21 protein-coding genes are annotated in these 25,729 nt (G+C 67.7%); 9 read left to right on the plus strand and 12 right to left on the minus strand.

The features are described from left to right. Positions 1–143: 143 nt before the first annotated feature. Positions 144–1,475 carry an MFS transporter gene (locus ACYSM9_RS16960; protein WP_461858127.1) on the plus strand — a complete coding sequence of 444 codons (1,332 nt, stop codon included), beginning with the start codon at positions 144–146 and terminating at the stop codon, positions 1,473–1,475. A gap of 62 nt (positions 1,476–1,537) precedes the next feature. On the opposite strand, the gene ACYSM9_RS16965 is transcribed toward ACYSM9_RS16960, so the two are convergent. From ACYSM9_RS16965 to ACYSM9_RS16975, 3 genes are all read right to left on the minus strand, one after another. Further along, on the minus strand, positions 1,538–3,883 hold the full coding sequence (locus tag ACYSM9_RS16965) for a glycoside hydrolase family 65 protein (protein ID WP_461858128.1): 2,346 nt from the start codon (positions 3,881–3,883) through the stop codon (positions 1,538–1,540). Positions 3,884–4,020: 137 nt separating this feature from the next. Further along, positions 4,021–4,758 (minus strand): HAD family hydrolase, encoded by a 738-nt coding sequence (locus tag ACYSM9_RS16970; protein ID WP_461858129.1) that lies wholly within the window; start codon positions 4,756–4,758, stop codon positions 4,021–4,023. Between the two features lie 125 nt (positions 4,759–4,883). Then, positions 4,884–5,501, minus strand: a complete 618-nt coding sequence (locus ACYSM9_RS16975) for an alpha/beta hydrolase (RefSeq protein WP_461858130.1) — start codon at positions 5,499–5,501, stop codon at positions 4,884–4,886. A 169-nt stretch (positions 5,502–5,670) separates the two neighbouring features. Between ACYSM9_RS16975 and ACYSM9_RS16980 the strand changes: the two genes are divergently transcribed. From ACYSM9_RS16980 to ACYSM9_RS17000, 5 genes are all read left to right on the plus strand, one after another. Further along, positions 5,671–5,922 carry a DUF6458 family protein gene (locus ACYSM9_RS16980; protein ID WP_461858131.1) on the plus strand — a complete coding sequence of 84 codons (252 nt, stop codon included), beginning with the start codon at positions 5,671–5,673 and terminating at the stop codon, positions 5,920–5,922. Positions 5,923–6,142: 220 nt separating this feature from the next. Next, positions 6,143–6,949 (plus strand): DeoR/GlpR family DNA-binding transcription regulator, encoded by an 807-nt coding sequence (locus tag ACYSM9_RS16985; protein ID WP_461858168.1) that lies wholly within the window; start codon positions 6,143–6,145, stop codon positions 6,947–6,949. Then, complete coding sequence (locus ACYSM9_RS16990) at positions 6,946–7,926, plus strand: 1-phosphofructokinase family hexose kinase (protein WP_461858132.1); 981 nt, start codon at positions 6,946–6,948, stop codon at positions 7,924–7,926. Before ACYSM9_RS16985 ends, ACYSM9_RS16990 begins: the two co-directional genes overlap by 4 nt. A 2-nt stretch (positions 7,927–7,928) precedes the next feature. Beyond that, the gene (locus ACYSM9_RS16995; protein ID WP_461858133.1) at positions 7,929–10,022 is read left to right on the plus strand and encodes a PTS fructose transporter subunit IIABC; all 2,094 of its coding nucleotides are present in this window, start codon (positions 7,929–7,931) and stop codon (positions 10,020–10,022) included. A 64-nt stretch (positions 10,023–10,086) separates the two neighbouring features. Next, positions 10,087–10,365: an HPr family phosphocarrier protein gene (locus ACYSM9_RS17000; protein WP_454487006.1), complete on the plus strand. Its 279-nt coding sequence runs from the start codon at positions 10,087–10,089 to the stop codon at positions 10,363–10,365. 138 nt (positions 10,366–10,503) lie between these two features. Here ACYSM9_RS17000 and ACYSM9_RS17005 read toward each other — a convergent pair whose 3' ends face one another. From ACYSM9_RS17005 to ku, 3 genes are all read right to left on the minus strand, one after another. Beyond that, positions 10,504–10,935 carry an SRPBCC family protein gene (locus ACYSM9_RS17005; protein WP_461858134.1) on the minus strand — a complete coding sequence of 144 codons (432 nt, stop codon included), beginning with the start codon at positions 10,933–10,935 and terminating at the stop codon, positions 10,504–10,506. A gap of 2 nt (positions 10,936–10,937) precedes the next feature. Further along, entirely contained in the window at positions 10,938–11,780 is an 843-nt protein-coding gene (locus tag ACYSM9_RS17010; protein WP_461858135.1) for a class I SAM-dependent methyltransferase, read from the minus strand. A 157-nt stretch (positions 11,781–11,937) separates the two neighbouring features. Beyond that, on the minus strand, positions 11,938–13,053 hold the full coding sequence (gene ku, locus ACYSM9_RS17015) for a non-homologous end joining protein Ku (protein ID WP_461858136.1): 1,116 nt from the start codon (positions 13,051–13,053) through the stop codon (positions 11,938–11,940). A 40-nt stretch (positions 13,054–13,093) separates the two neighbouring features. On the opposite strand from ku, the gene ACYSM9_RS17020 reads away from it, so the two are divergent. Further along, complete coding sequence (locus ACYSM9_RS17020) at positions 13,094–15,583, plus strand: ATP-dependent DNA ligase (RefSeq protein ID WP_461858137.1); 2,490 nt, start codon at positions 13,094–13,096, stop codon at positions 15,581–15,583. Positions 15,584–15,693: 110 nt separating this feature from the next. Here ACYSM9_RS17020 and ACYSM9_RS17025 read toward each other — a convergent pair whose 3' ends face one another. Beyond that, positions 15,694–15,951, minus strand: coding sequence for a hypothetical protein (locus ACYSM9_RS17025; protein ID WP_461858138.1), 258 nt, complete (start codon positions 15,949–15,951; stop codon positions 15,694–15,696). A gap of 427 nt (positions 15,952–16,378) precedes the next feature. Between ACYSM9_RS17025 and ACYSM9_RS17030 the strand changes: the two genes are divergently transcribed. Both ACYSM9_RS17030 and ACYSM9_RS17035 read left to right on the plus strand, forming a co-directional pair. Next, entirely contained in the window at positions 16,379–17,971 is a 1,593-nt protein-coding gene (locus tag ACYSM9_RS17030; protein ID WP_461858139.1) for an MFS transporter, read from the plus strand. 248 nt (positions 17,972–18,219) lie between these two features. Beyond that, the gene (locus tag ACYSM9_RS17035) at positions 18,220–19,362 is read left to right on the plus strand and encodes an FUSC family protein (protein WP_461858140.1); all 1,143 of its coding nucleotides are present in this window, start codon (positions 18,220–18,222) and stop codon (positions 19,360–19,362) included. Here ACYSM9_RS17035 and ACYSM9_RS17040 read toward each other — a convergent pair. From ACYSM9_RS17040 to ACYSM9_RS17060, 5 genes are read right to left on the minus strand one after another with little or no spacing between them, the layout of a single operon-like run. Beyond that, positions 19,330–20,103 carry an SDR family NAD(P)-dependent oxidoreductase gene (locus tag ACYSM9_RS17040; RefSeq protein ID WP_461858141.1) on the minus strand — a complete coding sequence of 258 codons (774 nt, stop codon included), beginning with the start codon at positions 20,101–20,103 and terminating at the stop codon, positions 19,330–19,332. The two genes, ACYSM9_RS17035 and ACYSM9_RS17040, sit on opposite strands and share 33 nt — an antisense overlap. A 26-nt stretch (positions 20,104–20,129) precedes the next feature. Next, positions 20,130–21,977: an IucA/IucC family protein gene (locus tag ACYSM9_RS17045; RefSeq protein WP_461858169.1), complete on the minus strand. Its 1,848-nt coding sequence runs from the start codon at positions 21,975–21,977 to the stop codon at positions 20,130–20,132. A gap of 17 nt (positions 21,978–21,994) precedes the next feature. Beyond that, positions 21,995–22,558: a GNAT family N-acetyltransferase gene (locus ACYSM9_RS17050; RefSeq protein ID WP_461858142.1), complete on the minus strand. Its 564-nt coding sequence runs from the start codon at positions 22,556–22,558 to the stop codon at positions 21,995–21,997. Further along, positions 22,555–23,922 carry a lysine N(6)-hydroxylase/L-ornithine N(5)-oxygenase family protein gene (locus ACYSM9_RS17055; RefSeq protein ID WP_461858143.1) on the minus strand — a complete coding sequence of 456 codons (1,368 nt, stop codon included), beginning with the start codon at positions 23,920–23,922 and terminating at the stop codon, positions 22,555–22,557. The genes ACYSM9_RS17050 and ACYSM9_RS17055 overlap by 4 nt, the downstream gene beginning before the upstream one ends. Then, positions 23,919–25,508 carry a pyridoxal phosphate-dependent decarboxylase family protein gene (locus tag ACYSM9_RS17060; RefSeq protein ID WP_461858170.1) on the minus strand — a complete coding sequence of 530 codons (1,590 nt, stop codon included), beginning with the start codon at positions 25,506–25,508 and terminating at the stop codon, positions 23,919–23,921. Before ACYSM9_RS17060 ends, ACYSM9_RS17055 begins: the two co-directional genes overlap by 4 nt. Positions 25,509–25,729 lie beyond the last annotated feature (221 nt).

Consider the following 25,729-nt stretch of genomic DNA (forward strand, 5'->3'; position numbering starts at 1 on the left):
GCCCACATCGCCGAAGGCATCCAGGACTCCGGCACCACCCGCCAGGAAGCCGCCACCCTCCTCGCGGGCTGACCCGGGCTGACCCGGAGGGCTGCCCCTGCAGGGCTGCCTCCGGCGCTGCTGCCGGGCCTAAACTGGGGCTTATGCCCACGCCCAAAGCCTTGCGGCCCTTTGCCCACCGCGAGTACCGGGTGCTGATCGCGGCGCTGGCCATCTCGATCTTCGGATCAGGAATGTGGGCCGTTGCCATGGTCTACCAGGTGATCCACCTGGGCGGCGGCCCGCTGGACCTGTCCCTGGTGGCCGCGGCCGGCAGCGCCGGACTCGTGGCGTTTGTCCTGGCCGGCGGCATCGCGGCGGACCGGGTTCCGCAGCGGCGCCTCATCATCGCGGTGGAGGGTGCCAACCTGGCGGTGATTGCCGCCGTCAGTGGCCTGGCCGCGGCGGGGTGGCTGCAGCTGTGGCATGTGGCGGTGGCCGCGTTCGTGCTGGGCGTCGGCGCCGCGTTCTTCTTCCCCGCCTATTCGGCCATCCTGCCGCGCATCCTTCCGGCGGAGGACCTGCTGGCGGCCAACGGCATGGAGGGGTCCATGCGCCCGGTACTGCAGCAGGCCGCCGGTCCCGCCGTGGCCGGCGTCCTGGTGGCTGCCCTGTCCCCCTCGCACGCGGTGACGGCGGTGGCAGCCTGCCACTTCGCGGCGTTCGCCATCCTGAATTTCCTGCGCACCCAACCAGCTCTTCCCGCGCCTCCCACGGACGGGGCGGGGCCGGCGGAGGGTGGGGAGCCCGCGGAGGCCGGTGCCCGCCGTCGGCCGTCCTTCTTCCGGGACCTGCGCGAAGGCGTGGCCTACACGCTGGGTACCCCGTGGCTGCTGTGGACCCTGCTGTGGGCGTGCATCTCGGTGCTGTTCCTGATCGGCCCCATCGAGGTGCTGCTCCCGTTCGTGGTGCGGGACCAGCTCGGCGGTGATTCGAGCGTCTTCGGTTTCCTGCTCGCGGTCATGGGTGCCGGCGCGGCCCTGGGCTCGTTGCTCACGGCGTCCCTCCGGCTGCCGCGGCGCTACCTGACGGTGATGATGGTGTCGTGGGGTGCGGGCAGCCTTCCGCTCGCGGCGATCGGCGCCATGGACAACTTCTGGGCCATCGGCGCCGCGCTTTTCGTATTCGGCGGCACCGGCAGCGTGGGCATGGTCATTTGGGGAACGCTGCTCCAGCGCAGGGTTCCGCCGCACCTGCTGGGCCGGATCTCCAGCCTGGATTTCTTCGTGTCCCTGGCGCTGATGCCGGTGTCCATGGCCCTGGCGGGGCCGGCCGCTGAGGTCCTGCCCATCTGGCTGATCTTCCTGGTGGCCGGCGGCGTGTGCCCCATCATGGCCGTGGCCGCCCTGGTGGCGGCGCGGATGCCAGCCGACGAACTGGCGCATCCGCTGGACGCCGCACCCGAGGTGGAGCGCACGACGGCGGCAGGAGACTGAGGCGGCCCGGCAGCCAAAGCTGCCGGGCCGCCGTCGGACCCCGCCTAGGCGGGAACTACCGGTCAGCTGTTGCCGCGCACCACGGGAATGCTCGCCGTCGGAAGTCCGCTCGGGAATACCGTGCGTTCCGGCTCCACCACCGGCTCCAGCGGCACCCGTACGGCGTCCGCACCCACGGTGAAACGCTGTCCGCGGACGTCGACCTCCAGCGGCGCGCCGTCCTGGACCGTGAGCGCGATGGCACCCGGCACGAGCTGGACCAGCAGCAGCCGACCCCGGATTTTCAGGTGGAACGTCAGCCCCTCCCACTCAGCGGGCAGCCGGGGGTCGAAGAACGGGACCGGGCCCTGGTCGCGCATGCCGGCGAACCCGCACACCAGTGAACTCCATACGCCGCCGGTGGAGGCGATGTGCACACCGTCGATGGTGTTGCCGTGTGTGTCGTCAAGGTCGATGAACGCGGCGTTGGTGAAGTGCTCCAGCGCTTCCTTCGAATAGCCGACCTCCGCGGCCATGATCCCCTGCACGCAGGCGGACAGGGTCGAGTCGCCGGTGGTGATGGGGTCGTAGAAGTCGAAGGCGCGGTGTTTTTCCTCCGCCGTGAAGTCCTGCCATTGCAGGAACATGGCCAGGACGGTGTCCGCCTGCTTGAGGACCTGGTGGCGGTAAATCACCAGCGGGTGGAAATGCAGCAGCAGCGGATACTTGGACCGCGGCGTGGTCCAGTCCCAGGCCTCCAGCGTCATGAAGTCGTTGTCCTGCGAATGCACCTGCATCCGGTCATCGAACGGCAGCTGCACACGGCTGGCCGCCGCTTCCCAGAGCTGGCGCTCCTCAAGCGTGATGCCGGCGTGGTCCAGCGCGGCCGCGGCACGCAGGTTGAAGCGGGCCATGACGTTCGTGTACAGGTTGTCGTTCACCACGGCGGTGTACTCGTCAGGGCCGGTCACCCCGTGGATGTGGAACAGCCCGTCCTTGCCGAAGAAGCCCAGCGAGATCCACATCCGGGCCGTCTCGATCAGCAGCTCGGCGCCCATGCCGTCGCGGAAGGCGTCGTCCCCGGTGGCCCACAGGTACCTGTTGGTGGCGAAGGCGATGGCGGCGGCTATGTGGAACTGCGCCGTGCCCGCCGCGTAGTAGGCGCTGGCCTCGAGGCCGTTGATGGTGCGCCAGGGGAAGAGGGCGCCGTCCACGCTCAGTTCCTTGGCCCGGATCTTGGCCTCGGGAAGCATGCCGTGGCGGAACTCCAGGACCTGCCGGGCGCCGTCGGGGTTGGTGTACGTGAGGTAGGGCAGGAGGTACACCTCCTGGTCCCAGAAGTAGTGCCCCTCATAGCCGGAGCCGGTCACGCCCTTGGCGGGGATGCCGGCAACATCGGCGCGTGCCGTGGCCTGGGCCAGCTGGAAGAGGTTCCACCGGATGGCCTGCTGCAGCCCGGGGCTGCCGCCGTCCACCACGATGTCCGAGGTGGCCCAGTAGTCCCGGTAGTGCGCCTCGCTTTCGGCGAGGATGTCCCGCACTGGGCGCAGGCCTGCTTCCGCCACTTCCGCGGCGTCAACGTCGGGGTCCTGGACGGTGCGGCCGGCCGCGTAGCTGACGCTTTTTTCCAGCCGGAACGGCTCACCGGCGTCCACGGCCAGGACATAGCGGACGCTGCTCTCGTCCTGGTCCACCAGCGTCTCGAACGGCTGCTGCCCGGCGGAGGTCCAGTGGTCCACCGCGATCCCGACGCGCTGCTTGGATTCCGCGGCTTCCCAGGACATGCGCAGCGACCCGTCGCCGCCGTCCAGCCGCAGCGGCAGGAGCACCCGCCCGGCGTGGCGGCCGGCGCGGCGCGGGTCGTGCACCGAATGGTCCTCCACCGGCTGGTCCTGGCGGTTGATCACCGAGGAGGTGACGTCCAGCGACACCTGCCTGTCCGTTGCCACCTCCAGGGAGATGCCCAGGCTGCCACGGGACGCGAAGCCCACCGCGCGCCGCTCCGTGGTGGTCACGACGGCGCCGGACCGGCACTGCCAGGTAATCCGGCATTCGTAGATGCCCGTGGCGAACTCGACGGAGCGCCGGTAATGGAGCACCTCGGATTCGGCCAGGCTGAGGCTTTCCCCGTCCACCACCACGATGAAGTTGTTGGCGTCAGGGATGTAGAGGATGCGCTGGCCGGTGCGGGCGAACCCAAAAGCGTTTTCGGCGTGCTTGATGTCCCAGATTTCGTGCAGCCCGTTGATGAAGCTGCCGGGCAGTTCCGAGTCTGCCGCGGACCAGTGCGCGCCGCGGATGCCCAGATGCCCGTTGCCCAGGGCGAACAGGGTTTCCAAGGTGCCCGCGTCACCTGCTTCGTGGCGGGTTTCCAGGAGCTGCCAGGGGGTGTCGGGGAATCGTTCACGGTCCGCAGTGAGAATAGCCATGGTGTTGGGGGTCCTTTTGGCCTTATGTGCTGCCGGCCGGGGCCGGTCAGGGGTGCGTGTTGAAGATGGGTGGGACGGGCGGCCAGGGGGGTACTGGGCCGGAGTCCCGTGGGTTGCTGCCGGGGGAAGGCAGCGGTTTAGGGGATCAGCTCCTGCAGATCGCCGACCACCACTGTTGCGCCGGCATCCAGGAGGGCCTGCCGGCCGGCGCCGCGGTCCACGCCGATGACTGCGTGGAACGATCCGGCTTGTCCGGCCTGCACACCGGATACGGCGTCTTCGACGACGACGCAGTCCTCGCTGGGCAGGTCCAGCAGCTGGGCGGCGTAGTCGTAGGTGGCGGGGCTGGGCTTGCCGGGGAGGCCCTGCTCCGCGGCCACCACGCCGTCCACCACTACGGGGAAGTGGTGGCTGAGCCCGGCCGCGGCCAGGACTGCGGGGGCGTTCCGGGAGGAGGAGACGACGGCGACCTTGAGTCCGCGCTCCAGGGCGGCCTGGAGGAAACGCACCGAGCCTTCGAACGGTTCGACGCCGGCGCCCACGATGTCGTTGAAGATCCGGTTCTTCCGGTTGCCCAGGCCCTGGACAGTTTCGTGGGCGGGGTCGTCGTCCAGCGGACCTTCCGGGAGGGTGAGGCCGCGGGATGCCAGGAAGTCACGGACACCGTCAAAACGCGGCTTGCCGTCGATGTGGTCGAAGTAGTCGCTCCCGCTGTAACCGCGGACCTGGGGGTGGGAGGCCAGGTAGCCCTCGAACAGTTCCTGCCAGGCGCGCTCATGGACGGCGGCCGTGGGGGTCAGCACTCCGTCCAGGTCGAACAGGATCCCCGCTGCCCCTGTCCAGACGGAGGCATGGGTTGAGGATTGCTGTGTCATCGGCAGTGCAATGTCCTTCCAGACAGCAGTTGGTGGCGCGGTCACGGCCGTAGAAGAGTGTAAGCGCTTACAAATTTGGCTGGCAACTGTTTTTTCCACCGGCGCCCCTGCAGACGGGCGGCGGGTCAGCGGAGCACGTAGTGGCGCAGGAATGCGCCGACATCCACCATCTCCGTTTTGGACATGGCATGGCCCATTCCGGGGTAGGTGCGGGCCGTCAGCAGGGTGTTCTTCTCCAGCCATTCGGCCGTGTAGGCGATGGCGTCGTCGTTGATCACCAGGTCCGCCTTGTCCCGGCCCCAGAAGAACGGCGGCCTCTCGTCGAAGGAGTCCGTCATGGTGAGCAGTTCGTTGTTGAGCACGAAGCCGGACAGCCCGACGACCGCCCGGTACTGGTCCGGGTGCAGCCGCAGGAGGGTGCTGGCCATGGCCATGCCCTGCGAGTATCCCATCAGGGTGACGCTGCTGTGCTGGTCCCTGACGGAGTTGATCCACCCCTGCACGGCGTTCGCGGCGCTGATGACGTCGGCGAAGTCGTTGGCCAGGAAGTAGTCCAGCAGGAACCAGCCCCAGTGGTCGCCAATGGGCATGGGAGCCCTCAGGGCAGCAAACGTGAACTCTGGCGGCAGGTAGTCAAAGAGCCGGACCATCCTCGACTCGTCAGTGCCGTAGCCATGCATCATCACCAGCAAGGGCGTGCCGGCGCGCTGGTCTTCGGGCCTGGACCAAACAACTGTTTCCACCGGATCAGCCTAGCGAGGGATAACGGTCCAGCCACGGTCATTGAATCCGCCGATACCGGGCGGTAGCGTGACGCTTGAAAGACAGCAGGCTTAGCAGTGGCAGTGTACGCACCATCAATCCGTAACACCCACCCAGCGCCGCACAGCATGCGGCCGTAAGGAGCAAGTCATGAGAATCGGCTCGTCAATCTTCCTTATCGCCCTCGGCGCCATCCTCGCCTGGGCGGTGGCTCCGGGCCTGATCCCCTTCGTGGACCAGCAGCTCGTGGGCTACATCCTGATGGCCGTCGGCGTGATTGGGCTTATCGCCTCGCTCATCCTCGCCTCCCCCAGCCGGCGCCGGGTCAGCGAATCCCGTTCCGCCATCGATCCCAATACCGGCGAGCGGATCACCCGCCACGAGACCCGCGATGGCATCTAGCAGGGCGGTGCGGAGGCGGGGCGCCACACGCCGATGATCCCCAACAGCCGGGCTGGGACCAGTTCCAGCCCGGCTTTTTCGCGCCAAAACTCTCCTCCCGCGTACCGGATTTTGTTTCATGTTGGTTTCCATTGACAAACCCACAGAAGCAAAGATAAAGTCAAGTAACTCAACATCAGAGTGATCCATGTCACTACGGCAGCTACGCAACGGAGGGTACGTGTTCGCCGAGGAGCGCCAGCAACAGATTGCCGAGCTTGTCGCCGGCAGCGGCCGGGTCAGCGTGACCCTGCTGGCTGAGCGCTTCCGGATCACCACCGAAACTGTCCGCCGGGACCTGGCAGCCCTGGAAAGCGCTGGGACCGTGCGCCGCGTCCACGGTGGCGCCGTCGCGGCCGACCGCTTCAGCACCACCGAGGAAAGCGTCACCGAGCGTGCCATCCAGCGCCCGGACCAGAAGATCCGGATCGCCGAAGCCGCGCTGGCCCTCATCCCCCGCAACGCACCTGCAAGCGTCCTGGTGGACGGCGGCACCACCACCGAAGTCCTGGCCGACATGCTCGCCAGGCAGAACGCCCCGGAGCCTGCAGACAGCAACGGAACCCGGCCGGAACTGGTCGTGATCACCCACGCCGTACCCATCGCCAGCAAACTCTCCACCGTTCCCGGAATCGCGCTGCAGATCCTGGGCGGACGGGTACGCGGCATCACCCAGGTGGCGGTGGGCCAGGCAACCGTCGACGCCGCCGCGAAACTCCGTCCCGACATCGCCTTCATCGGCACCAACGGCATCCACGCCACTTTTGGCGTCAGCACTCCCGATCCCGAGGAAGCCGCCGTCAAGGCAGCTTTCGTCCAGTCGGCACGCCGGATTGTGGTGCTGGCCGACTCCTCCAAGCTGGACACGGAAACCCTGGTCCAGTTCGCCTCCCTGAAAGATCTGGACACCTTGATTACAGACAGCGAACCCGGACCTGAACTCGCAGCAGCACTGGCAGAGGCCGGCGTGGACGTGGTGATCGCATGATCGTCACGTTTACGGCCAACCCCAGCCTGGACCGCACCGTCGCCCTGCCGGGCCCCCTGGCCCGCGGCGAAGTACAGCGCGCCGTCTCCGTCAGCCAGGAATCCGGCGGAAAGGGCGTCAACGTCTCCCGCGCCCTGGTGGCATCCGGCCTTCAATCCCTGGCCGTCCTCCCCGGGGCGGACAGCGATCCCGTGCTGGCCGGGCTGCGCGAGCACGCCGTGCCTTTCGTTTCCCTTCCCATCGACGAACCGCTGCGCACCAACGTGGCCCTCACCGAGCCCGGCGGCGTGACCACCAAGATCAACGAGCCGGGACCGGTGCTGGATGAGAACCAGCAGGAAGCCCTCATCAAGCTGCTCGTCGAGAGCTCGCGGGGCGCCAGCTGGGTGGTCCTGGCCGGCTCGCTGCCGCCCGGGTTCCCCGCAGACTTCTACGCGACGGCGGCCCGCCGCCTGCGTTCCTCCGCCGACGGCGCCGCCCCGCGCATCGCCGTCGACTCGTCCGGACGTCCCCTGGCCGCCGCCCTCACCGGCGGCCCGGAGGGCATGCCAGACCTCCTCAAGCCCAACGCCGAAGAACTGGCGGAACTGGCCGAAGCCGCCGGTTTTGCCCCGGCCACCGGTGACGAACTGGAAGCGGACCCGGCGGCTGCCGCCGCAGCCGCAGCCGCCGTCGTCCGTTCCGGCGTGGGTGCTGTACTGGCAACTCTCGGATCCAAGGGAGCTGTCCTCGTAACAGCCGACGGCGCGTGGCTGGCCACGCATCCGCCGGTCACCGCGGTCAGTACCGTCGGCGCGGGCGACTCCGCGCTGGCCGGCTACCTGCTCGCCCACGGTCAGGGCGCCGCCCCGGCCGACTGCCTTCGTCAGGCGGTGGCCCACGGTGCCGCCGCTGCCTCGCTGCCGGGTTCCACTGTTCCGGCAGTACACCAAACAACCCCGGATGCCGTAACCATCACGGCCCTTCGAAAGGATTGACAGTGACTCAGCTCATCACCACGGAACTGGTCGAGCTCGACCAGAACCTGGGCAACGCGCCCGAGACGGTGATCCGGCATCTGGCAAGCAGGGTAGCTGCCACCGGACGCGCGTCGGAAGTCGAGGGCCTCTTCGCTGACGCCTTCGCCCGCGAGCAGAAGACCGCCACGGGCATTCCCGGCGGCATTGCCATCCCGCACTGCCGCTCCGCCGCCGTCACCGTCCCTACGCTGGCCATGGCACGCCTGGACCCGAAGGTCGACTTCGGCGCCAAGGACGGTCCCGCGGACCTGGTGTTCTTCATCGCCGCTCCCGACGGCGCGGACCAGGAGCACCTGAAGCTGCTCTCCAAGCTGGCCCGTTCCCTGATCAAGAAGGACTTCACCGCCGCCCTGCGGAACGCGTCCTCCGAGGCTGAGATCGTCGAACTCGTCGAGGGCGCCCTGGCGGACAAGCCGGCCGCACACGCCGCAACCGCCCCGGCTGACGCGGTGCCGGTCGGCGCCACCGTTGGTGCGGGCTCTTCCGCTGCCGCCGCGGCGGCCGGCGAGGCTACGGCAGGTTCCGGTGCCCGCGGCCCCAAGCGCCTCGTGGCCGTGACCGCGTGCCCCACCGGCATCGCCCACACCTACATGGCCGCCGACTCACTGGTGGCAGCAGCCAAGGAAGTCGGCGTCGACCTGCAGGTGGAAACCCAGGGCTCGTCCGGCGCCAAGGCATTGGACCCCGCTGTCATCGCCGCCGCCGACGCCGTGATCTTTGCCGTCGACGTTGACGTGCGCGGCAAGGAACGCTTCGCCGGCAAGCCGTTGGTCAGCGCTCCCGTCAAACGCGGCATCGACGAACCGGACAAGATGGTCCAGGAAGCCCTCGCCGCCGCCGACAACCCCAACGCCCGCCGCGTCCCGCACTTCGGTGCCGAGGAGCAGGCCGAGCATGAGGCCGAGGAAAAGGGCGAGCACATCGGGCAGAAGCTGAAGAAGGCACTGCTCACCGGTGTCAGCTACATGATTCCGTTCGTGGCAGGCGGTGGCCTGCTGATCGCGCTCGGCTTCCTCATGGGCGGCTACCTGATCACCAAGTTCGCGGACACGATCGTGGTGCAGAACAGCCTCTTCAACCTGCCCACCGAATTCCCCGACAACGCCTGGGGCCCGCTGGGCGCCTACCTCGGCGCCGTGCTGTTCAAGATCGGTGCACTGTCGCTGGGCTTCCTCGTCCCGGCGCTGGCCGGCTACATCGCCTACGCGATCGCCGACCGTCCCGGCATCGCCCCCGGCTTCGTCGCCGGCGCGGTGGCAGGGTTCATGGGTGCAGGCTTCCTCGGCGGCATCGTCGGCGGCCTGCTCGCCGGCTACATCGCCCACGTGGTGGGCCGCCTGCAGGTAGCCCGCTGGCTGCGCGGCCTGATGCCCGTCGTCATCATTCCGCTGCTCGCTTCGCTGGTGGCGTCCGGCCTGATGTTCCTGATCCTGGGCGGTCCGATCGTCGCCATCACCAAGGGCCTGAACGGTTGGCTGTCCGGGCTCACCGGCGCAGGCGCCATCGCCCTCGGCGTGATCCTGGGCCTGATGATGTGCTTCGACCTCGGCGGTCCGGTCAACAAGGTTGCCTACTCCTTCGCCGTCGCCGGCCTGGGCGCCGCGTCGATGGACAACCAGGCACCGTGGCAGATCATGGCGGCCGTCATGGCCTCCGGCATGGTTCCCCCGCTGGCCATGGCACTGGCCTCGACCGTCCTGAACCGGAAGCTGTTCAGCCTCGCCGAGCAGGAAAACGGCAAGGCGGCCTGGCTGCTGGGCGCCTCCTTCATCTCCGAGGGCGCCATCCCGTTCGCAGCTGCCGACCCGCTGCGCGTCATCCCCGCGAGCATGCTGGGCGGCGCCGTCACCGGAGCCATCTCGATGGCGGCCGGCGTCGGGTCGAAGGCACCGCACGGCGGCATCTTCGTCTTCTTCGCCATCGACAACTTCATCATGTTCGTCGTCTCGATCGCGGTTGGTACGGTGGTCACCGCCCTCTCCGTGATTGCCCTCAAGCGCTGGGCAGTCAAGAAGACCGTTGATACGGTTGAACCGGTTCCCGTAACCGTCTGAGCCGGTCCACCCACACACCTTCCGGCGCTGAACCGTCAGCACGCCGAACGACAAAGGAGCAAAAATGCCAGAACGCACCGCAACCGTCGCCAGCCGCGTGGGCCTGCACGCACGCCCCGCCGCCATCTTCGCCGAGGCTGCAGGCGAGTTCGACCTGGACATTACCATCGCCCGTGAAGGCGAGCCGGCCGACGAGGCGATGGATGCCGCCAGCATCCTGTCCCTCATGAGCCTGGGCGCCGAGCACGGCGACGTGGTGGTCCTGCGCGCCGAAGGTGCGGGTGCGGACGACGCACTGGAACGCCTCGTGCAGATCCTGGAAACGGACCACGACGCCGAGTAGCAGCAACGGGGCGTTAGCGCCCCATCCAGCTGGCCGCCGTCGGGCGCCTTCCCCAAGGGAGGGCCCGACGGCGGCCGCTTGGCTTAAGCGGCGCCCCACCACTGGCGCGCCCCACCGGCGCGGTTCGGTAGCGGGCGGTCAGCGGCGTTCGGCGATCGCCTTGACGTCGGCCACCAGCTTGTCCCACATGCCTTTGGAGTGCTCCGCGGCCTCCGCCGTGGGGTTGTTGTCCTGGGCCAGCGTCAGCCGGGTGCCGCCGTCCTGGTCCTCAAGCGTCCACTCAAGCGTGTGGTAATTCTCCGGCTTGTCCTCCTGGCCGGACATGGGGCTGAAGTGGGTGTAGACCAGCCTCCGGCCCGGCTCGATGGCCTTGATTTCGCCCTTGTCCTGGAACGGCTTGCCTTCCCACTCGCCCTGCCATGTGATGGGGCTGCCCACTTTCCAGTCGGTCTGCACCTCGGCACCGAACATGAACTCCCTGACGGCCGCAGGGTCCGTGATCACGTCCCAGACGCGGGCGGGCGGGGCTTCGATGGTGGCAGTGGAGGTTGCCACATGGTCTTCGGGCATGGTCACGCCTTCCGTGCGGTGAAGAGCAGGTACTCCCATTCCATCTGGAACGGGGTGTCCCCGTGGGCGTCGCCGAAGGAGTCGGCGAGGTCGGTCAAGGCTTTGTCCAGGGCCGAGACCTTCTCCTGGTCGTCGCCGAGGGACTTGTAGACGGAGATCATGGGGCCGTAGTGGGACTTGAAATACCGGACAAAATCAGCCGGATGGTGGAAGCTGCGCACCGCCAGGTTCTGTTTGCGGGTGTGGACGTCGGTGATCCGGCTGCCCAGCAGTTCGCGGATATGCTCCTCGCTCCCCCATTGCGGCGCAGGCTGGGCCCCGGGCGGGGGCGGCGGTGCAAAGGGCTTCATCACGGTGAACATCTGCCCGATAAAGCCTTCCGGCGTCCAGCACAGCAAGCCGATGCTGCCTCCCGGCTTGCACACCCGGACCAGCTCATCCGCCGCCTTTTGATGGTGCGGGGCGAACATCACGCCGATGCAGGACATCACCGCGTCGAACTCGCCGTCGCCGAACGGCAGGGCCTCGGCGTCGCCTTCCTGCCACTCCAGGCTGACGCCCCGGTTGGCGGCCTCGCGCCGCCCCGCTTCGAAGAGTTCCGGGGTGAGGTCGCTGGCCACTACTGAGGCACCCATCATGGCTGCCGGGATGGCGGCGTTGCCTGTCCCTGCGCCCACATCCAGGACGCGCTGGCGCGGCTTGATGCCGGAGGCCTCAACGAGTACCGCCCCCAGTTCCAGGAGCATCTCGTCCGCCAAGGCCGGGTAGTCCCCTGATGCCCACATGGCCCGGTGCTTCTTCTTGAGCTCCCGGTCCGCCTCCACGGTGTCGGTCTGGTCGTCCATGCCCGCGCCCCTTTACCTGTCGGTTTTCCTGAGTGTCAGCACGCTGTTGGCACAGCGGAGGCTGCGATGCGACCCATTGTGGACGCGCCCACTCCGGCTGTAAAGGGAGTTGCCGTAGGAGGCAGCCCGGGGACCAGCAGCCTTCGAGGGGTTTGGTTCAGGCGGGCTTGCGTGCCCGGGTGGTCTTGGCTGCCGGCTTTTCACCGGTCTTGGTGTCGCTTGTCTTGGTGGTGGACGATTTCGCTGCGGCAGATTTCGACGCCGTGGATTTCGAAGCAGTGGATTTGGAAGCAGTGGAGGTGGCTTTCGCGGACGCCCTGCTGGCGGCAGGTTTGGCCTCCTCCGACGTCCCAGTTCCCGTATTCGAGGCTGCGGTCTTCGAGGCTCCCGCCCTGGTGCCGCCGGACTTCCGGGCCGGTTTGGCGGGTGCTTCCTCCTCGTCGCCGGTATCCGCTTCGGAAGCCTCCCCGGACGCGGCCTCCCCGCCGCCGCGCTTCCGGTCCAGGCTGCGTTTCAGGGCCTCCATCAGGTCGATCACTTCGCCCTTGCCGCCCTGCCCGGCTTCCACGCCGAAGGTCTCCTCGGTATCCAGGGACTCGCCCTGCTCCAGCTTGGCCTCGACGAGCTGGCGGAGCTGCACCTGGTACTCGTCGGTAAAGGCAGTGGGGTCGAAGTCCGCCGCCATGGACTCCACCAGCGCCGCGGACATGTCCCGTTCCTGGGCGGAGATCTTGATCGACGTGTCCAGGGACGGGAAATTCGCTTCACGCACCTCGTCCGGCCACAGCAGCGACTGCAGTACCAGGACGTCGTCCTTGATCCGGAGCGCCCCCAGCCGGGTCTTCTCGCGCAGCGCAAACTGGACAACGGCAACCCGGTCCGTGTCTTCCAGCGCCCGGCGCAGCAGCACATAGGCCTTGGGTGACTTGGAGTCGGGCTCCAGGTAGTAGCTCTTCTCAAACATCATGGGTTCGAGCTGCTCCGATGGGACGAACTGCACCACTTCGATCTCATGGCTGTTTTCGGCTGGAATGGCCTTGAGCTCATCCTTGGTGAGGACCACCGTCCTGCCGTCTTCCTCGAACGCCTTCTCGATGTCCGAGTAGTCGATCACCTCGCCGCAGACCTCGCAGCGGCGCTGGTACCGGATCCTGCCGCCGTCAGCGTTGTGAACCTGGTGCAGACTGATGTCATGATCCTCAGTGGCGCTGTAGACCTTCACGGGCACGTTGACCAGCCCAAACGCGATGGCACCCTTCCAGATGGCTCTCATTACTACAGTCAACAGCACGCCGGGCCGGAGGTGAAGCCCCATGGCCGGGGCTAGGGAACGCGTGCGGGTTGCGGGGCGGGAACTGACCCTCACCAACCTGGACAAAATCATCTACCCGGAAACGGGCACCACCAAGGCCGACGTGCTGGCCTACTACGCCGCCGTGGCCCACGTGCTGATCCCGGCAGCGGCCAACCGGCCGGCCACGCGGAAGCGGTGGGTCAACGGCGTGGGCACGGCGGACAAGCCCGGCGATGTCTTCTTCCAGAAGGACCTTGAGGACTCGGCTCCCGGCTGGCTGCCGCGCGTGGGCATCACCCACAAGGACCGGACCATCTACTACCCCATGGTCAACGATGCCGCCACGTTGACCTGGTTCGGCCAGATCAATTCCCTGGAAGTCCACGTCCCCCAGTGGCGGGTGGACTCCCACGGCAACCAGCTGAACCCGGACCGGCTGGTGCTGGACCTGGACCCGGGCGAGGGCGCTGGCCTGGCCGAATGCCGCGAGGTGGCCCTCCTGGCACGGGCCATCCTGCAGGACGTGGGCCTTGACCCGGTCCCGGTTACCAGTGGCAGCAAGGGCATCCACCTCTACGCCGCACTGGACGGAACCCAGACCTCGGACCAGATCTCCGCGTTCGCACGGGAGCTGGCGCGCGCCCTCGAAGCCGACCACCCCGACCTTGCCGTCAGCGACATGAAAAAGTCCCTGCGCACCGGCAAGGTGCTGGTGGACTGGAGCCAGAACAACGCGGCCAAAACCACGGTCGTCCCCTATTCCCTGCGTGGCCGGCCGACGCCCATGGTCGCAGCGCCCCGCACCTGGCGGGAGATCGGCTCGCCGCGGCTCAAGCACCTGGACTACCAGGAGGTGTTGCGGCGGGTGCGGGACGGCAGGGACCCGTTTGCCGCCGTCGTCCACGCTGCAGATGCCTCGCACCAAGGAAATAGGAACGGCGACGACGACCCCCGGCTCGGCAAGTACCGCTCCATGCGTGATCCCGGGGAAACGCCGGAGCCTTTCGCCGGAATCCCCGCCGGCGGGAACAGCTTTGTCATCCAGGAACACCACGCCTCCCGGCTGCACTGGGACCTGCGGCTGGAGCATGAGGGGGTCCTGGTGTCGTGGGCGCTGCCGAAGGGTGTCCCGGAATCCGGCGACAAGAACCACCTCGCCGTCCAGACCGAGGACCATCCCATGGACTACCTCACCTTCCACGGAACCATTCCCAAGGGACAGTACGGGGCCGGGGAAATGACCATCTGGGACACCGGCACCTACGAGCTGCACAAGTGGATCAACGGCAAGGAGGTCATCGTCACCCTTACCGGCTCGGAGGGCGGCGGGCTGGGCGGCGTCACGAAAGTGGCCCTGATCCGCACGGGCCGCGGGCAGGGCAAGGACGCCGAAAGCCAGTGGCTGATCCACCTGATGGACAAGGAGCCACAGGGCGGACGACGGCGGCCGGCACCGGCGGCGCAGGAGCTTGGCGGCGGCGCCGGGGAACCGGCCCGTGGGGAACCGGCCCGTGGGGAACCGGACGCGTCAGCCGCGGGAACTTCTGTGGATCCGCTGGAATTCCGCCCCATGATGGCCACAGCGGGAGGCACCGCCGATTTGCAGGGCAGCACCTGGCAGTACGAACTTAAATGGGACGGTGTCCGGGCCATCGTGGTGGGGGACGGCGGAAGGATCCGGATCTTCAGCCGCAACGGCAACGACGTCACCGGCACCTACCCCGAGCTCACCGACCCCGCCTGCTGGCCGGAGCAGCCCTTTGTGGCCGATGGTGAGATCATCGCCGTCGGGCCCGGCGGCAGGCCCGACTTTGGGCTGCTGCAGGGGCGGATGAAGCTCACCCGCGCCGCCGACGTCGCAAAGGCACGGGTGGCCATCCCGGTCCAGCTGATGCTCTTCGACCTCCTGTTCAGCGGCGGAAAGGATCTCCGGCGGCTGCCGCTGGGCAAGCGGCGGGAGCGGCTGGAGGAGTTCTTCGAACCGGGCGGCTGCCCCGCGGAGCTCTCCCCCGTGCTCGATGAGCCCGTCCGGCACCTCCTCGACAGCGCCCAGGAACTGGGGCTTGAGGGCGTGATGGCCAAGCGGACGGACAGCCGCTACGTCAGCGGCCAGCGGACGCGCACTTGGATCAAGCTCAAGACGGAGCAGACCCAGGAAGTGGTGGTGGGCGGCTGGCGGCCGGGAAAGGGGGGCCGCCAGGATACGGTGGGCTCGCTGCTGGTGGGCATCCCGGACGGCGACAAGCTGCAGTACGTGGGCCGGGTGGGAAGCGGATTCAGCACCCGCGAACTCACCGAACTCCGGCAAACCATGGAGCGCCTGGGCCGGAAGACCTCACCGTTCCACGATGTGCCCCGCCCGGACGCCGCCGACGCGCACTGGGTGTCCCCGGATCTGGTGGGCGAGGTGACATACGGCGAGTGGACCGGCCCCGGCCGGCTGCGGCACCCCCGCTGGCGTGGCTGGCGGCTCGACAAGGACCCGTCCGAGGTGGTGCGGGAAGGCTGAAAGTGCGGTTTTCGACGCTCCGGTTACCCCATGACGCGGAAACTACCTGGCGCCCCCGAAATTTCGGGGGCGCCAGGTAGTTTGCGTGTCGACTTCGGTTTCGGTGCCGCCTATGAGGAGTGCGGCATCTGCGGGCGGCCGGTACGGTGCACGGCCGTCACCGCAGCCTCATGCCCCATCCGGCCGTGGCCGGCGGACTGTTCCTTGGGGTGCCGCCGCTTCCCGCCGCCGTCCGGCCACGCGCTTTGCTGCGCCACAGGTACGGCGCCGGTGGCTGCGGGGCCCGGGGCAGCGGATGCGTTCATCGCTGCTGCGAGGTGGTCCGCGAGTTCCGGCCTGATCCTTTGCTGGTTATTCTCTTCGCCCATTTCTCCTTCTTCCCTTCGTTCTTCGCTGAAACGAAACGCTGACTCAAGCGCCGGGCGGGCGCGTACTACTGCCCGAAAAGAAGTGTTTCCATCGCTCCACGATAGGCACGCTGCGCGCTCCTGTGAACCCCCGCAAAATGAGTGGCTCCGATCACTTTCCGGGCTGCGGCGGCCGGATATCGGGCCCGAAAAGGGCGGCCACAGGAAAATTTTTGGTAACGAAGCCGTTGATCAGCCTGCTTCCCAGTGATACCGCGGCAAAAGCCGGGACAAACGGTAGCCGAAGCAACCCCTGAATGGCCCCAAAAGGGCGCACTCTACGCCATCAAACTGCCGGAGCGCCATAGGAATCGCGTAAAATTGAAGGCCTGCCCGGAGCGGGGCAGCTACAAGTCGCAAGCAAATGACCTCCACAGGAGAAGCCCAAATGCCCACAGACCGAAGCATGACCGACTCTTCAGCAGGCGCCAGGAACGCCAGCGGAACCAACCCTGCAGCCTCCGCGGCGGCCAAGAAGCCACGGCTGCTGCCACGCCGCCGCCTCAAGGAATCCGACGTCAACGTGGTTGACCAGCCGATGCTCAAGAAGGCCCTCGGCGGAACCATCGTCGGCAACACCATGGAATGGTACGACGTAGGCGTGTTCGGCTACCTCATCACCACCATGGGCCCGGTGTTCCTCCCCGAGTCCGACCCCACCACGCAGACACTGTTCCTGCTGGGAACCTTCGCCGCAACCTTCATCGCCCGTCCGCTGGGCGGCGTGATCTTTGGCTGGCTTGGCGACAAGATGGGACGCCAGAAGATCCTGGCCACCACGCTGATGATCATGGCGGCCAGCACGTTCCTCGTCGGCGTCCTGCCCGGCTACGCCCAGATCGGGTTGTGGGCGGCAGCGCTGCTGGTGCTCCTGAAGGTTGTCCAGGGCTTCTCCACCGGCGGTGAGTACGCCGGCGCCACCACGTTTGTCAGTGAGTACGCCGCCGACAAGCGCCGCGGCTTCTTCGCCAGCTTCCTGGACCTTGGCAGCTACCTGGGCTTCGCCATCGGTGCCGCCCTGGTTTCGGTCCTCCAGCTGACGCTGGGCCAGGACACCATGGAGGACTGGGGCTGGCGCATCCCGTTCCTCGTGGCCGGTCCGCTCGGCCTCATCGCCGTCTACTTCCGGAGCAAGATCGAGGAATCGCCGCAGTTCCAGGCCACCCTTGATGCCCAGGAAGAGCACGCCAGGAACGCCTCCGCGGGCGAGACCGAAGCGGCCAAGGGACCCGTCGGGATCGTCAAGGCCTACTGGCGGCCCATCATCACCGCCATGGTCGTGGTGGCCGCTGCCAACACCGCCGGCTATGCGCTCACGTCCTACATGCCCACGTACCTCACCGAGTCCAAGGGCTACGACGAGGTGCACGGCACGCTGCTGACCATTCCCGTGCTGGTGGTCATGAGCCTCTGCATCCCGCTGACGGGCAAGCTCTCCGACCGGATCGGCCGCCGGCCGGTGCTCTGGATCGGTGCCGTGAGCACCATTGTCCTGGCCATCCCGGCCTTCCTGCTGATCGGCATCGGACAGATCTGGTCCACCCTTGCCGGACTGGCCCTGGTTGCCTTCCCCGTGACGTTCTACGTGGCCAACCTGGCTTCGGCCCTGCCGGCCCAGTTCCCCACGTCCAGCCGCTACGGAGCCATGGGCATCGCCTACAACTTCGCCGTGGCCATCTTCGGCGGCACCACACCCTTCATCGTCGCCGCGCTCATCAGCGCCACCGGCAATGACATGATGCCTGCCTACTACCTGATGGCAACCTCCCTGGTGGGCGCCATTGCCATCTACTTCCTGAAGGAATCGGCCAACCGCCCCCTCCCCGGATCCATGCCGAGCGTTGACTCCCCGGCAGAGGCAAAGGAACTGGTGGCCACCCAGGACGAGAACCCGCTGATCAACCTGGACGAACTGCCGTTCGACACCCACCACGGCACGGATCCGCAGGAACACCGCGACGGGGTTCCGGCGGGCGCATAGCCTTTCGGTCCGGGCATCTTGTAGCCCACGCTCACAAGGCCCGTCCGGCGCGCTTCCTTGCAAGGAAGCACGCCGGGCGGGCCTTTGCGCTGACTGGATGTCCTTATGTGTCCGCCGGCCGGCAGGGAATATGACGCGGCCCGGCGCCCGGTGATAATTTCCAAAAGCATCCCTTCCCAAAAACACAGCGGACAGCCGGCAGCGGCAACGGGAAGACGGCAGCGATACAAGACGGGACGGATCGGCACATGAAGCGCGTGGCGGAGCAGGTGCGCGCACTCCACCGCATGGAACCGGCCAACAACGACCACCTCGCCGCGCTGCGGGTGGCCATCAGCGTTGCCGTACCGTCCCTTCTCCTGATGGCCGCGGGCCGGACCGACCTCATCATCTACGCCGTCTTCGGTGCCCTGACCGGAATGTACGGCCGCTCCGAGCCGCACCAGCTGCGCCTCCGCCACCAGGGACAGGGAGCCCTGGTCCTGCTCAGCGGCGTGGCCGTGGGCACGGCGTTGTCCCTGTACCACCTCCATTCGTGGTGGCTGGTGGCAGTGGAGGCCATCCTGGCAGGAGTGGGTTCGGTCTATTCGGACCGGGTCCGGCTGCGACCCAACGGGCCGTTTTTCGGAATCCTCGCCCTGGGCGCCTGCGCCTCCGTTCCCCTGGCCGTTCCCTGGTACATGGCAATGCTCCTCGCGGTGGGATCATCGGTGTTCTCGATCCTGGTGGGCTTCAGTGGCTGGCTTCGCAGCAGGCGGTGGCAGCCGGGCGCGGCAAGGACGGTGCCGCCGCGTTCGGCGGCGCACCGCCGCGAACTGCTGATCCACGCCGCCAGGTATGTCCTGGCCGTGGGTGCCGCCGGAAGCGTGGGGGTCCTCAGCGGCAGCGGCCACCCGCACTGGGCCATGGCAGCCGCGGCCGTGCCGCTCGCCGGCGCCGACCTTCCCAGCAGTGTCCGCCGCGGCATCCACCGCATCGTGGGGACGTTCGTTGGGCTGGTGGTGACCGCCGTCGTACTCCTTCCCGCCCCCTGGGCCCTTACCGGGCTGTACCCCGCCCTGCAGGAGCCTGCGCACCACGCCCAGGTTCTGGCGCTGCTGGTGATCCTCTTCCAGTTCACCACCGAGCTGTTCATGACCCGGCACTACGGCCTGGCCATGGTCTCCTTCACGCCGGTCATCCTGCTGATGACCCAGCTGGCCTTCCCGGCCGCCCCCCAGATCCTGCTCCTGGAGCGGGCGGTCGAAACGCTGGTCGGTGCGCTGACAGGCATCCTGGTGGTAGTGGCCGTACGCCGGGCGGGTTCACGCTCGTGGGCCGGCCTCCTGGGACCCGCGCGGCTGTTTCGTCCTGCGCGCCTATTTCGGCTTCCGCGCCGGTCCCGCCATTAGCCTGGCCGGCGCCACCTTGGCCACCGCGGCAACCACCTTGTAACGCTTGGACGGGATGGACACCGCCTTGCCGCGGGCGTTGTCCGCCAGGCCCTCACGGACCACGCGCTCCGCGTGCAGCCACGTCCAGGACGGCGCCACCGACTTGTCCATCCCCATCCGGTCATGGAATTCGGTATGGGTGAACCCGGGGCACACGGCCGTGACACTGATGCCGCGCGGGCGGTAGGCCATGTTGGCCCAGCGGCTGAAACTCACCAGCCACGCCTTCGCGGCGGAGTAGGTGCCGCGGGGCAGGAACGCGGCCACGCTGGCCACGTTGATGATGCGGCCCTCCTCCCGTTCCAGCATGCCCTTCAACGCCGCGTGCGTGAGCACCATGGACGTTTCCGTGTGGAGCTTGAGGTGCTTTTTCTCCTCCTCCGGGTGGTTGTCCTCGAAGTTATGCAGCAGGCCGATCCCCGCGTTGTTCACCAGGATTCCCACCGGCCGCCGGGCGTCCTCAAGGCGTTCGACGACGGCGGCAACGTCGTCGTCCTGCGTCAGGTCGGCGGGAAGCACGTCAGCCGTGATCCCATAGCGCCGGCGCAGGTCCGCGGCTGTTTCGGCAAGCCGGGACGCATTGCGCGCCACGAGGACCAGGTCGTGGCCCTGGGCCGCGAGCTGCCTGGCGAATTCGTGGCCGAGCCCTGCGCTGGCCCCGGTGACGAGTGCGGTGGTTCGTGAACTGGATGGCGTCATGCTGCAAGCCTAGCCAGCTGACGGCCCTACATGCCCCGGTACCGCGCGAGCGGATTGGCCAGCCGCCCGGCCTTCTGCAGGCCGCCTGAGGGATCCGAGATGTCCAGCATGTGCTGGTTGTTGCGCAGCTGCAGCCGGTTCAGGCAGGACAGCTCAAAGTCCGGGGCGAAGAGGTCATGCTTGGCGAACTGGTCCGCCAGTTCCGGGTGCCGGCGCTGGTAGTCCCTGATGGCGGCTGCGGCGGTGCGCCAGAACTCCTCCTGCGGCAGGGTGCCGTCCCCGTCCAGGAGCGCGGCCAGGAAGCGGAAAATGCAGTCGAAGACGTCCGTGAAGATCGACAGCACCTTGTCCCCTTCCGGAATGTCTGCCCAGATCCGCGACACCTCCCCTGGCAGCTCAACCCGGTCCCCCATCACCACGATCTCCTCGGCGAGGTCCTTCATGATGGCCCGCACCGGCACCCCGTCCTCGAGGACCAGGATGACGTTTTCGCCGTGCGGCATGAACGCGAGCTCATACCTGTAAAGGCAGTGCACAAGAGGAACGAGGTAGGCGTCGAAATACCGGCGGAGCCAGTCCGCGGCGGCCAGTCCGGAACGCTCCACCAGGGCGGACGCCATCGGCTTGCCCGCTCCGTCAACGTGCAGGAGTGCGGCCATGGTGGCCAGCTGCTGGCCGTCCCGCAGCAGCGGCAGCGGACTTTCCCGCCACAGGGCGGAGAGCATCTTGCGGTAAGGGGAACCTTCCGCCGAGCCGGCCTCGTAACAGGGGTTCCGGTATCCGACGGCGGCCACCTCGGCGATCATGGTGAACCCGCGCCGCTGCAGCACCTGGTCGGATCCGATCAGCTCCCGCAGCCAGTCGTTGATGGCCGGCGTCGCCTTCATGTAGTGCGGCGAGAGCCCCCGCATGAAGCCCATGTTCAGCACGGACAGGGCGGTCTTCACGTAGTTCTTCGCAGGAGCGCCGGTGTTGAAGAACGTCCGGATGGACTGCTGGGCCTGGTAATGCTCCGGCCCTGTTCCCAGGTGGACGATCCGCTGCAGCGCAATCTCGGCGGCGAACGTAACGGTGACCTTGTTCTCCCACTGCCACGGATGCACCGGCATCAGGAAGTAGTCCTCCGGGTCCAGGCCCTGCCCCGTGAGGACGGCGTGGAAGGTGCCCAGCAGGGGCCCGAGTTCAGCGTCAAGATGCGCTGCGTAGTCCAGTCCGCCGCTGGCCGTGAAAACGGCGTGGCCACAGTGCACGGCGATCCATTGCAGCTGCACCGGCGCGCCGGTTTCGGGTGCGTAGGCGTGGTAGTCGGTGATGCCGAAGCCCAGCCGGCCGTTGTTGGCCACGAAGCAGGGGTGGCCCTCGGTCATGCTGCGCTCGATGGTCTGGAAGTCGGCGGCCACGTCCGCGCCGCCGGTCACTCCTTCCGCGAGTTCCGCCGCCGAAGGCCGGCCGGCCTCCTGCTTGAAGGCGTGGCTGGCCAGCGTGCTGCTGATTTCCTCGAGGTACACCGGCAGCATCTCCATCCTGATGCCCAGGGTTTCGTGGAACACGGTGATGAATTCGATGGCGTCCAGGGCTGCCTCGGCGCCGTGGTGGACATGCCGGATGGACGCAGCGTCGATGGCCCAGTGGTCCAGTTCCAGGATCCGGGCAATGAAGCGGTACTCATGGGCGCCGTCGGGGCTTGTGATCCGGTAACTGCCTGCGTCCGCGGCAGGGACGGGCTCCGGGGTGAGGATCCGTTCGTGCGAGAACTCTGCGAGCGCCTTGCGGAGCAGGTGCCGGTTGGCCGCCTCCCAGCGGCCGCGGCGCAGGTGGGACACCGCGGCGGAGGCGCCGGGTTCGGGGCCGGCCGGCGCGGCGGTGCTTGGGATGGCGTAAAGGTTGGTGGTCACTGCAGGGCTCCCTGGCGGTCGGTGTACGTGGAAAGTGTGGTGCGGGCGGCACGGTAGTCTTCGCGGCTGCAGAAGCTCAGCAGCGCGTCCTTGTCCGGGAGGGCCACCAGGCCGGCGGGCCGGAAGCCGAGCCGTTCGTTGAGGGCGTGGATTTTGCTGTTCCGGATGTCCGGCTCCACCACGACCCGGTCCACCCCGGGCTTGGCGAACAGCCGGGCCAGGACGGCATCCATCACGGCTGTGGTGAAGCCGGCTTCGGGGGCGTCCGACGGCGGGGCCACCAGCAGGTGCATGCCGCGGTCCCCGGGCAAGACCGGGTACACGGCGGCCAGCGGGGACGACGCCGGAAGGTACTCCTCCGCCAGGAAGGCGGGGACACCGCCGTCGAACCCCAGGAGGGCGTGATGGTGGCCGCTCGCGTGGATCTTGGCGTACTCGTCAACGACGTCGGCCTCGGTGGCGGACTGCATTCCCCAAAAGGAGGCGTAAGGCCGGGTGACCCAGCCGTGCAGCAGCGGGGCGTCGGCCACGGGATCAACGCTGCGGAAGCTGAACCTCATGCCGGCACCTCCACGGCGGCCACAGAAGCACCGGCGGGTGCCCCGAACTGCTGGAAGGCGATGCTGCGTTCCACGGGGTAGACCTCGCGGCCGGTGATTTCGCGGAGGATGCAGGAGTTGCGGTAGGCGCCCATGCCCAGGTCCGGCGTCACGAACCCGTGGGTGTGCAGTTCCGCGTTCTGGACGAAGATCTCCCCCGGTTCCACACCAATGCCGTAGTTCCGGTCCACGGCGAAGCGGCCGGCGCTGTCCCGGGAGATCCGGTCCTGGATGCCATCCAGGAATCCGGGTTCCCGGTAGCCGTAGCCGGTGGCAAAGACCACGGCCTCGCTGTCCAGCGTGTAGGAGGTGCCCAGCTCCCCGTGGTGCAGGTGCAAGGTGTGGGTTCCGGCTCCCGGGTCCCATTCCGCGGCCGTCAGCGTGGAGTGGGTCAGCAGCCTGGTGTCCACCACGCCGGCAAGGCTCCTGGTGTAGAGCAGGTCATAGATGGCGTCGACCAGGTCGGAGTTGATGCCCTTGTACAGGTTCTTTTGGGTCCTGTTGAGCTGGTCTCGCTGCGCCTCCGGCAGGCCGTGGAAGTAGTCCACGTACTCGGGCGAAGTCATCTCCAGGGTCAGCTTGGTGTATTCCAGCGGGAAGAACCGGCCGGAGCGGGTCACCCAGTCCACCCGGTAGCCATGGCCGTCCGCTTCCTGCAGGAGTTCGTAGTAGATCTCAGCTGCGCTCTGGCCGCTGCCGATGATGGTGATGCTGCGCCGCTGCTGCAGTTCCGCCTTCCGCGCCAGGTAGTCGGCGTTGTGGAGGGCCACTCCACCGCGGCCGGCGCCGGCGCCTGCCAGGATGCCCCGGCCGGCGTCGGGCACGTACGGGCTGGTGCCGGTGCCCAGCACCAGCCGCCGCGCCTGAAGCACCTCAATCCCGCCGGGACCCGAGACGGTAAGCCGGTACACGCCGTCGTCGTACGCCGTTTCCAGCACGGTTGTGCCAAAACGCACCGAGGGCAACTGCCCGGCCACCCACTGGCAGTACTGGTTGTACTCGGCCCGCAGCGGATAGAAATTCTCCCGGATATAGAAGCGGTAGAGCCGGCCGGTCTGCTTGAGGAAGTTCAGGAACGAGTACGGCGACGTGGGGTCGGCCATGGTCACCAGGTCCGCCATGAACGGAACCTGCAGGTGGGCCGGCTCCAGCATCATGCCGGGATGCCACTCGAAGGTTTCCCGCTGCTCCAGGAAGACGCCGTCCAGGCCGTCCACCGGCCCGGCCAGGGCGGCCAGGCCCAGGTTGAAGGGCCCGACGCCGATCGCCGCGAAGTCGTGGAACCTGCCATCGACGCGGCCAGTGCCGTTGAAGGGGGTACTCATGCGGCGGCACCGCCGTCAAGGAGCCGGGCGCCGGTACTGCGCAGGAGCGTGATGATCCCGGAAATGTCCCCGAGGGTGGCCTCGGCGTTGAGGAGGGTGAACTTCAGGTAGTGCCGTCCACCCACCGTGGTCCCTGCCACTACGGCTTCCCCGGAGGCGAAGACCGCCGCGCGGATGGCGGGGTTGAGGGCGTCCGCGGCGTCTTCTGCGAGGCGCTCCCCGCCGCAGAGGCGCGGCCGGTAGCGGAACACCAGCGTGCTGAGCTGCGGCGGTGCGGCCAGCTCGAAATCGTCATCGGCTTCGAGGAGCGAACCAACGCGCGCCGCAAGGTCGATGGCCTCGTCGAACAGTGCACCGATCGCATCGGCGCCCATGACCCGCAGCGTGAGCCAGAGCTTCAGGGCATCGAAGCGGCGGGTGGTCTGGATGCTCTTGTCCACCTGGTTGGGGATCTCCGCGAGCGCCGCACTTTCCGGGTTGAGGTAGTCCGCATAGTAGGTGACGTGCTGCAGGGCGGCGCGGTCCCGCACCAGCAGGGCGCTGGAGCTGACGGGCTGGAAGAACGTCTTGTGGAAGTCCACGGTGACCGAGTCAGCCAGGCTTGTCCCGTCCAGGAGGTGCCGGTAGCGCCCCGAGACGATCAGGCCACCGCCGTACGCCGCGTCGATATGGAACCATGCCCCGTAGGCGTGGGCGAGGGCGGCGGGCTCCGCGAGCGGGTCCACGGCGCCAAAGTCCGTGGTCCCGGCGGTGGCCACCACCGCCATGGGCACCAGCCCGGCCTCGTGCGTTTCCGCCATTGCCTTGGCAAGCGCGGCCGGGTCCATCCGGTGGTCCGGGGTGCAGGGGACGCTGATGACGGCGTCAAAGCCCAGGCCCAGCATTGAGGCCGATTTCCGGATGCTGAAGTGGCTGTCCGCCGACGTGAAGATCCGCAGGGACTCCAGCAGCGCCGGCAGCCTGTGGCCGCTGCGGGCCGGGTCCCTGCGCAGGGCCGCCACCGCGTGGTTGCGGGCGATCAGCAGCGCCTGGAGGTTGGACTGGCTGCCGCCCGAGGTGAAGACGCCGTCGGCGTTCCCTCCCAGGTCCAGCCGCTGCGCGGTCCAGTCGATGAGGCGCCGCTCGATCATCGTGGCGCCGGCGCTCTGGTCCCACGTGTCGAGGGAGGAGTTGACAGCGGAGAGGACGGCTTCGCCCACCAGGGCAGGGATCACCACGGGGCAGTTGAGGTGTGCGGCGTACTTGGCGTCATGGAAATAGACGGCGTCGCGCAGGTAGACGTCGTCGAGTTCCTGCAGCGCCGCGGCCGTGTCCTGAAGCGGGGCGTCCAGGTCCACGGCGCCCACGCGGGCCTGCAGGCTGGAAGGTTCGACGCCGGTGAACGGGCGGGTGGTGCGTTCCAGTTTGGTGGCGACGGCGGTGACGCCCTGCAGCACCTGCGCCACGTAACGGGCGGAGTTCCTGGCGTTGAGGAGGTGGTTGCTGGCCCCGAGAGCCAGTTCCAGCCGCGACCCGAAGTCCTCCTGCGGCGGTGGCCCGGCCAGGGAAAGGGGGTCATCCACGGGCAGGGTGTCGAGTCTGGGCATCACAGGCACAGGGTTTCCTTCGGTCGCAAACGTGTAAGGCAAGGCAAGCCTTACTTAGGTAACCCTTTTAGTCAAACTTTTGTGATGTATTTCGTTGCGTGTAAAGTCATTGGACAGCTTCCGTGGCCGCGTTGCGGGCCGCGCTCCCCGCAGGGAGAAGGCCACGGCACGAGCGCCACGTCACATCCGACTTGTGAAGTCATTAGTAAGCATGCTTTGCT

The organism is Arthrobacter sp. C152, from assembly GCF_054890965.1.